This is a genomic window from Paenibacillus sp. CAU 1782 (genome assembly GCF_054551715.1).
The window spans coordinates 90,544-99,676 of the sequence record NZ_JBTOLL010000019.1; the positions used below are offsets into that span (position 1 = coordinate 90,544).

A 9,133-nucleotide genomic window follows, 5' to 3' on the forward strand; every position below is an offset into this window, starting at 1 on the left:
GGACAACTGGATGGAGGGGGCAAGGGGCGAGCGGATTACGGAAAACATTTTTCAGGATGAAAAAAAGTGATCGTTGTCTTCTATGAAATCGTAACTTTTCTATCATTTTAGGAGTCTAATTGAGTAGAAACTAGGAGATGGGAGAGTTGCTTTAAAAATGGGTAAGCTTCAACAAGGCGCGCGTCGGCAGAAGGTGAAATTGGGGAAGAGAGCAGTTGTTATCGCATTAAGCGGGGTTTTATTGATTCAGCCGGTGGGCAGTCTTTTGCCCCAAAGCTGGCATGGGGCTATTATTTCGCAGGCTTATGCCGCGGAGGCGGGACTAAAGCTGAAATCGCAATCTACCGTTTCGGCAGGAATTAAGAGACTGGATTATACGTTTACAACGACAAGAAGCGGCAAAAGCGTCTCCACTATTGTTCATGTTATAGAAGCGGATTTAAGCAAGCCGTACGTTTCGCTGGATACGATGAGCGGAAGAAATGGCAGCGTCGGCCAACGCAATAATATTCTGAATATGACAAAAGAAAGCGGAGCGGTCGCCGGCATTAATGGCGACGTATTCGTTATGGCCAACGAGGGCACGGCGCTGGGCGCCCAGGTGCAAAGCGGCGTATTGACAACCAGTCCTTCGCAGCTAAAAGGCATGTATTCTTTTGCGGTGACAAACGATCGAAAGCCGGTTATTGACTCCTTTTCTTTTGCCGGTACGGTTACGGCTGAAAATGGAAGTGCCTTCGCACTGGAAGGCATCAATCAGTCCACCTATTTCCCCGAAATCGATGGGGCTACGGGCGTTACATACAGTCATGTCGACAAGCTGTTTATTTACACCAGCGCTTGGGGCGGGGCGGAGCGGCCTGCTCATTCCGCAACCATTCCTACAGAGGCCTTGATTGTGGATGGCGTCGTGACGCAATTGTCCGACGGTGTGCAGCTTGACGTTAAGCCGCCGGAGAATGGATACATTCTGAGAGGCAGCGGCAAAGCCGCACAATTTATCAAGCAAAATCTGGTTGTTGGACAACGAGTGGATAGCCAGTATGCATTAGTATCCAATACGACGAAATTGCCGGTAGATCCTTCCTCCTTCCAAATGCTTGTTGGCGGGCATACGCTTCTGGTGAACAATGGGGCATCCGCTGCTTTTTCTCGCGATATTGCGGGTGTTAGCGGCAATTCCTATACTTCCCGTTCCGGCGTAGGCTATTCCCAGGACGGGCAAAAAGTATACTTGATAACAAGCGAACGATCCGGCAGCAACACCGGCTTAAGCCTCAAAGAGCTGCAAACGGTTATGGTTGGACTGGGCGTGTTCAAAGGCATTAATCTGGACGGTGGCGGCTCCACGACAATGACGGAGCGGCAGCTTGCAACCACGAATATCCAACTGTCCCACTCTACGCAAGAGAGCTCCCAGCGCAGCGTCGCCAACGGTATCGGCGTGTTTACGACGGCGCCTCAGGGCACATTAAGAGGAATGGTGATGAGCGGCGCAACGATGCTGCTGCTTGGCCAAGAGGCCAAATTTACCGTCAGGGGCTACGATAACTACTACAATCCTATTGCAATTGATACGGCTGCTATGGAATGGAGCTTGTCTTCTGCGGTCGGCACCATTAAAGACGGGGTTTTGACAGCAAATAAAATCGGTAAGACGCAGGTTGTCGCAAAATCGGGATCCGTCGAGCAAAAAATCGATGTCGAGGTTGTTGGTCAAGAAAGCATTGCGTCGATGTCGATTTCAGCGTCCGCTGGCATGTTGTCCAAAGGGGCTACCCTTAATGTGCCGGTGACCGTCAAACTGAAAAACGGCAATTCCTATACACTTTCGGGCGATGCGCTCAAATGGGAGTTTGTAGGCTTTGACGGCGAATACAAAAATGGCGTTGTAACCGTAAATGAAGTCAAGCCGGGCGTAACGACGGGTTATGCGATTGCCCGCTACGATGGCTTTGGAGCCATGGTCCCGTTTGTGAAGGGGGAGCAGGACTCCGTTTTGGAGGATTTTGAAGTGTCTCGCTACGCTATTACTTCCCAAGTGACGCCTGCTGATGTAACGAAGGGCTCCGTTAGGCTGGTAAGCGATTTGCCGGAGCAAAAGAGCAACCGCGCACTGCAAATTTCCTATGATTTCTCCGGCGGTACGGGGACCAGAGCATCCTACGCCGTGTTTGGCAGCAACGGGGTTACGATTTCCGGTTCGCCAACCCAACTGACGATGGATGTCTACAGCGATAACAGCAAAAACTGGGTGAGAGCCGAGATTGTGGACGCTGCAGGGAAAGCCCATCTGCTGGACGTCGCCAAAGAACTGAACTGGAGCGGCTGGAGAAATGTAAAAGTCGATCTGGCGTCGGCTGGTGTCAAGTTCCCGGCCAAGCTGAAGCGGGTATATGTCGTAACCATCGATCAGGGAAGCGATAAAAAAGCGGCATCGGGCGCAATTGCCATCGATAATTTGACGCTGCGCACGCCCTCTGAAGTGAAGGAGCCTGCCCGATCCTCCATCACGATGACAGTTGGCAACGTCAATGCCTCCGTAAGCGGCAAAGCGGTTAAACTGGAGGCAGCGCCGCTGCTTCAGAACTGGACGACTTATGTGCCTTTGCGCTTTGTATCGGAAGCGATGGGAGCCGAGGTTCTCTATGATCAAAAAACGCGCAGAGTCTCCGTTTTGCGTGGCAGCCAGCTGCTGGAAATGACAATCGGCAAAAAAGAATACACGCTGAACGGAGTGCGTTACACCTCCGATGTAGCCCCTTTTACCCAGAATGGAAGAACGCTGATTCCGATCCGTTTGTTCTCGGAAAAGCTGGGATTTAAGGTGAATTATGAGGAGAAATTAAAGAAAATTACCATCGATTAAGCTGTACGTTGCAGGGCTAAAGTATGGTATTATAGTAGAGTAAATCCTGTATCATGGAGGAGTGCCGAGCATTAGTGGATCACTTGACTGTCGATATTAATAGAGTTATTGCCAACGCTGTCAAGGCGATGGAGGACAGCAAATATCAGATTTATGAAATTTGCCAGTCTGCTCGCTCGGAGCTGGAAGCTCTTGAACAGGAATTGGAGCAGGTATTGCAAGAAACGATAACAACGATAGACAAGGTAGACCATCTGGAGCAGGAATACCGCCTTGCTCGAATCAGGCTGACGGAAGTCAGCCGCGATTTTGTCCGCTATAGGGAAGAGGACATTAAAACCGCGTATGAGAAGGCAACCGGCATTCAGCTTGATTTGATGGTCTACCGTGAAAAAGAAAACTACTTGAAATCCCGCCGCGACGATCTGCAGAAACGGGTGCGGAACGTGGAGCAATCCATTGAGCGCGCGGAGAGCATCAGCTCTCAAATGAATGTTGTGCTTGAGTATTTAACGGGGGATCTCAATCAGGTTACAAGAATTATTGAATCGGCTAAGAACAGACAGCTATTGGGCTTAAAAATCATCCTTGCGCAGGAAGAAGAACGAAAACGGATCTCCAGAGAGATTCATGACGGTCCTGCGCAATCTCTTGCAAACATCGTATTACGGACTGAAATTGCTGAACGAATGCTGGCCAAAAATCAAATACAGCTCGTTCAGGATGAATTGGTCGATCTCAAAAGCCAAGTGCGCGCGGGGTTGGAGGAAATCCGTAAAATCATCTTTAATTTGCGGCCTATGGCATTGGATGATTTGGGAATTGTTGCGACGCTTCGCAAGTTTACGCAGGATTTTGAAGAAAAAAGCCGAATTCATACCAAGTTCGAAGTTGTTGGCAGGGAGCTCAGGTTGCCCTCTGCAATGGAGGCCGCGATATACCGTATGGTACAGGAAGCGTTCTCTAATGTGCTGAAACATGCAAGCGCATCCCATGTCTCTCTTGAAATGCATTATTCGGAAAGGCTGATAACCTTGACGATCCAGGACAATGGGTCCGGATTTCGAGTGGAAGGGCTGCCCAAGACGGCAAACCGAAACTCGCATTTTGGCCTGATTGGAATGAGAGAGCGTGTGGAATTGCTTGAAGGAAGGATTGATATACAATCAAGTCCAGGGCGCGGGACCGAAATTACAATCATAATTCCAGCAACTTCTGATCAAAGAAAGGAGATTGAGGATCATGAACCAGACATCTAGCGACCCGCAAAAAGTGAAGATTTTGCTTGCTGACGATCATCAGCTGTTTCGCGAAGGACTAAAGCGTATTTTGAATATGGAGGATGACATTGAAGTCATCGGCGAATGCGGCGATGGCATTCAAGTCATGGAGTTCTGCAATCATACATTGCCTGAAATCGTGTTAATGGATATTAATATGCCCATTGAAACAGGCGTTGTCACAACGGAAAGACTCAAGTCAATGTTTCCTGACGTTAAAGTAATCATTTTGTCCATTCACGATGATGAAAGCTATGTGTTCGAAACGCTGCGCAAAGGCGCTACGGGTTACCTGCTGAAAGATATGGAAGCCGAGGAGCTGATCAATGCGATCCGTTCCGTGCACCAGGGCTTTTCGTACATTCACCCCAAAGTAACCGGCAAACTGATTAACCAGCTGCGCCGAATGACTTATCTGGATGAAATGGGCGTAGCCTCCGGAGCGGCGGCAACCAAAGAAGCCGGCGTCAAGTATCACGCTGCCGAGGAAAGTCCGCTGACCCGGCGCGAAGCCGAGGTTTTGCGTTTGATGGCTGAGGGCAAAAGCAACAAAACGATCGGCGAGCATTTGTTCATTAGCGAAAAAACGGTCAAAAACCACGTCAGCAGCATTCTGCAAAAAATGGAAGTGGATGATCGTACGCAGGCTGTTATTAACTCCATCAAATTTGGCTGGGTAACCCTGTAGTTCTTTTTTGCTAGTAAGCATTTTCTGCTGCGCCTTGAAGTGCGCGCCCCTGGAGGGACCTGCGGAATTTTTGATCCCGAGGATTTTCAGGGGAGGCGCGTCATCGTGTCGTAATCTCCGCATACAAAAAAAGAGCGAACAGCAGAGGTTCGCCCTTTCCTTCTTGCTTTATGCTTCATATCCATTGTTTCCCTCTATGATTTCGTCAAGGGTATGCAGTTACCTTCCTCCCTTTGCTCTTCCCGTAATCCCGTTTCTATTTCCCTTAATTAGGCTTTTGCCGGCGTCCGATCCTCATCAGAAGAAAAACACCAGTGAGAATGGCTAGTGAACCCAGAAGATAATAGGGAAGCACGCTCACCTCGCCTGTTTTGGGCAAGGTATCCAGAGGTACGCCTGTTTCGGGATTTGTGCCGTCGGATGCGTGATCCACCGCTGTTCCCGTTCCTTCGCCCGCCGGTATAGGCTCTTCCTCAATAATAACTAAATCATCCGTGGGCTCAGGCGTCTGCGGAGCCTCTGAAGGAACAGCAGACTCTTCAGGAGTCGGCGTTGGTTCCGGTGTGCTTGTAGGCGTCGGAGTTGGCTCTGGGCTTGGTGTCGACACAGGTGTGCTCGTAGGTGTAGGGGGCGGCCCTTGGCTTGGCGTCGACACAGGCGTGCTCGTAGGTGTAGGAGTTGGCGCGGTAGGCGTAGGCTCCGGTGATGTCGTAGGTGTAGGAGTCGGTTCGGTTGGCGTAGGCTCCGGTGATGTCGTAGGTGTAGGAGTTGGTTCGGTTGGTGTAGGCTCCGGTGATGTCGTAGGTGTAGGAGTTGGTTCGGTAGGCGTAGGCTCCGGTGATGTCGTAGGTGTAGGAGTCGGTTCGGTAGGCGTAGGCTCCGGTGATGTCGTAGGTGTGGGAGTCGGCTCGGTAGGCGTAGGATCCGGTGATGTCGTAGGTGTAGGAGTCGGCTCGGTTGGTGTAGGCTCTGGCGTTGTTGTAGGAGTTGGAGTTGGCTCTCCGCTTGGCGGCGTACACGTTGATCCTTTATACAGCAAATGGGCTCTTAAGGTCAGGTGGTCGTGACCATAACCTGGATTTAATGTTTCCTGAATGGGGCCGGCATACAAATCGAATTGACCGTGTCCGCATCTCGGCAGTTGAATAACAAGACTATAGGAACCGGCTTTATCGTACTTTTTGCTGATTCCATTATCGTAAACCTGCTTTTCATAGGGTTCCGGTTTTTCGTCAAATGTGTAGACGGAGAAGCTGACCTCAACGCAGTCTTTGGTGGTTACAAATGAAGCTGTTGCCGTCCCGTCGTTGTTCACCTTGATGAAGGGGAAGTCAGGTTTCTCCTGTATCGAGCCAAAATGTTTGCTGTATGTTGTACAACTGTTTGCTGGTTCCTCCAAAGTCCCCGTTTCTACGTTGCCGCTGCTCCCTGCAAATGCGATCGCACCAAGCGGCAGGGATAAAACAAGCAGAAGCGCCAGCATAAACGCAAGGGTGCGTTTGTTCCTCTTCATTTATTCACTCTCCTCTTATCATTGGGTCTTCTCTATCGAGCAAGGCCAGGCCTGGCCGTTTCACCTTCTTCCTCTGTTCCTCTGTTTCTCAGTGCGGGTTGAAACTTCATTTTTTGCCGCATAGGAATTTCATGTATCCGGGCAGGACGAATCATGAATTCTTACTGGCGATAAAACCTTCCGCTAAATGCGGACGCACACCTTCGAAGAGCCGTGGCTGAGGCCTTCTTACCGCAAAGGAAATGATCGTTTTTCGGGCAGGTCGAAAAACAAATTCCAGTTGGCAATTAGATGAACTATTAAGCTCGGCAGTTCAGCTTGGGATAGCCTGCATCAAGGCTTTCTTACTATATGTGTGTCATTTTACAAAAATGATAGCATATACCGTAAATTGAGCAAGGGTGTATTTTTGGATTATGTTGTTGATCGGTACCGTATTTTGTCGAACGTGTAAAATAAAGCACAATGGCCAATCTCGTCCGTTGCGCGTAACCGTTAGGCTGTCTTCGGCATATAGTGTCACTATACAGGAGGTGGCCGACATGCTGGGGATTTTGCTTCTCGTCATCGGATGTTATGCCAGTGCGGCACTGCTCGTGCATGTGATGTTTCGAATAAGCGGAGGCAGCGGCAGAGCAGCCAGTCATTATGTATTTATTGCGGATCAGCGCCAGAAAAATATGGAGTGGCATTTGAGGGTATTGCAATCCTTTTCCAGGTGGATGGGAAAAAGTATAGCGCTTACGGTTATTGACCGTGGATTAAACGAAGAGTCGCGAGCGATAGTGGAACGGTGGAAATATAGCGGCAAAGAGGTAACTTTACATGACTTGGGGCCTTCCTCGTTTCGGGGATTGGACGATGTTGCAGGCGATGGAGTGGCATCGCACATGATGTGGCAGTTGAAAGCGCAAGGTATTATTAGCGAGTCCGATCAGGCGGTGCTGATTGATTTGCAAAACCCCGCGGATTTGTCCAAAATGCCGTTTTAATTTATAATATACGAAAAGTGAAGCACACTTGCGTACCTCTTTGCCGAGGAAAGCGAGTGTGCTTTTTTGCGTTCGCGGCTTAAAACGCGGCGAAGGACAGGCCGGTGCATAGGATGGGAGAGGATTGGAATGAAAGGCTATGTATATCTGCTGTTGCGGAAAGAAGGATGGGAAGCAAGGGCAACGATAGCGCCGGAAGTGGATGAGGCGTATTGGTTTGGACGAGATGCGGAAACACGAGGGAGGATGGGGACAGCGGGACAGTTGGAGAGCGACGCCAGCTATTGTGAAGCGGCGGGGCAGCGAAACGGAATGGAACATTGTGAAGAATCGGGAGACCGTGAAGTTGAGGGGCAACGTGAAGCATTGAAGCATCGCGTAGCAATGGAAGACCAAAAAGAGTTGAAACATCGTGGAGCAAAAAAACAGCTCAAAATCACGGAGCGTCATGAAGCGGTGGAAGCATGGCTTTGCAAGGAAGAGTTGCCCTGGGGACAAGCTTGTCTTGTTGCTGATCTTTGGAATAGCCGACAGGGGGAATACGTAACGGGACGCCCGGGATATGGGCGTCACCATCCTTTTCAGCAGCTGGCAAAGCTTGTTGCCGAGCTGCAAGAGAGGGATGGCCGGCAGCAGGGCTCGGCCATCTCGGGGGCGGCGCGGCATCAGCTTGCCGGCCGCTGGGGGGAACGCTCACGAGGCGTAGCCGTGAGCGGGGAGACGGCGGCTTTGGCGCAGCTGGCCGCCGGGCTGTTGCAGGGTCGCGCGCTGCTGGGCTGCGAAGCGCGCGACCTGCTTATCGGCGCAGCCGGCCCCGGGGCCGGGAGCAGCTGGAGCGGAGCGCTTCAGCTGCTGTCCCTGCTGGGGCAGGCGCGCCTTGCGGGAGCGGTCGCCGCCGGGGACGGCGGGCGGCGAGCCGCTGGGGGGCTGTGCTGCCGGCGCTGCGGCAGCGATGGGTTCAGCCTCAGGCGGACGCGCTGCCATGCCTGCGGGCGGCTGTGCGCTTATTGCGAGGCATGCCTGATGATGGGGCGCAGCAGGGAATGCGAGCTTTTTGTCACTTGCGCATATGTCCCGCCTGATGCAGCAGTCTCATTATCGCGTGACTCCGTCCGTGAAGCTGCCTCACGTTATGCATCTACCGGAAAGAACTGGGGGTTAAGCCCTGCCCAGGAGGCTGCAGCGGCACAGGCATTGGATTTCATTGAGTCTAAATTAAAGCAGCGAAGCGCAAGAGATCGTTCAACTCCCGGCTTTGTTGCCGCTAACCAAACGACAACATCAACAACTAGCCTTCGTCCTTTCACGCGAAAACTGATTTCATCGGCACAGCAAATGCTGTCATCCGTCATACAGAAGCGGGATGATTGGGCGCATTACTTTTTATTGTGGGCGGTTACGGGCGCCGGTAAAACGGAAATGATTTTCCCCCTGGTTGAAACGGTCCTTGGCAGGGGTGGCAGAGTGTTAATTGCATCGCCGCGAAGAGATGTGGTGATTGAGCTTGATCCTCGTCTAAGGAAGGCTTTTCCGGACACTTCCGTCGTGACTCTTTATGGGGGCAGCGAGCAGCGGTGGGAGCAGGGTAGCATTACTCTTTCCACGACCCACCAGTTATTTCGTTTCCATCAGGCGTTTGATCTCGTCGTTATTGACGAGCTTGATGCTTTCCCGTATTGAATGAAATGTATATGATTAATTGAAATTTACCTCTGTAATCCGAAATGGGAGCGACTTTCCTTTCTTCGAATGCTCCCGGCCGTTTGCTACATCGCACTCAAAATAAATATT

The 9,133-nt window shown here is 51.1% G+C and carries 6 protein-coding genes; 5 read left to right on the forward strand and 1 reads right to left on the reverse strand.

What is annotated here, in order from left to right; translation table 11 throughout:
- The first annotated feature begins 157 nt into the window (after nt 1-157).
- From ACX93W_RS23790 to ACX93W_RS23800, 3 genes are all read left to right on the forward strand, one after another.
- Nucleotides 158-2,869 (forward strand): stalk domain-containing protein, encoded by a 2,712-nt coding sequence (locus tag ACX93W_RS23790; protein WP_459394875.1) that lies wholly within the window; start codon nt 158-160, stop codon nt 2,867-2,869.
- 74 nt (nt 2,870-2,943) lie between these two features.
- Nucleotides 2,944-4,128, forward strand: coding sequence for a sensor histidine kinase (locus ACX93W_RS23795; protein WP_459394876.1), 1,185 nt, complete (start codon nt 2,944-2,946; stop codon nt 4,126-4,128).
- Nucleotides 4,112-4,837, forward strand: coding sequence for a response regulator transcription factor (locus ACX93W_RS23800; RefSeq protein ID WP_459394877.1), 726 nt, complete (start codon nt 4,112-4,114; stop codon nt 4,835-4,837). The genes ACX93W_RS23795 and ACX93W_RS23800 overlap by 17 nt, the downstream gene beginning before the upstream one ends.
- Nucleotides 4,838-5,102: 265 nt before the next feature.
- Here ACX93W_RS23800 and ACX93W_RS23805 read toward each other — a convergent pair whose 3' ends face one another.
- Nucleotides 5,103-6,350, reverse strand: a complete 1,248-nt coding sequence (locus ACX93W_RS23805; RefSeq protein ID WP_459394878.1) for an LPXTG cell wall anchor domain-containing protein — start codon at nt 6,348-6,350, stop codon at nt 5,103-5,105.
- A 542-nt stretch (nt 6,351-6,892) separates the two neighbouring features.
- Here ACX93W_RS23805 and ACX93W_RS23810 point away from each other — a divergent pair.
- Nucleotides 6,893-7,342, forward strand: a complete 450-nt coding sequence (locus tag ACX93W_RS23810; protein WP_459394879.1) for a hypothetical protein — start codon at nt 6,893-6,895, stop codon at nt 7,340-7,342.
- A gap of 129 nt (nt 7,343-7,471) precedes the next feature.
- The gene (locus ACX93W_RS23815; protein ID WP_459394880.1) at nt 7,472-9,022 is read left to right on the forward strand and encodes a DEAD/DEAH box helicase family protein; all 1,551 of its coding nucleotides are present in this window, start codon (nt 7,472-7,474) and stop codon (nt 9,020-9,022) included.
- Nucleotides 9,023-9,133 lie beyond the last annotated feature (111 nt).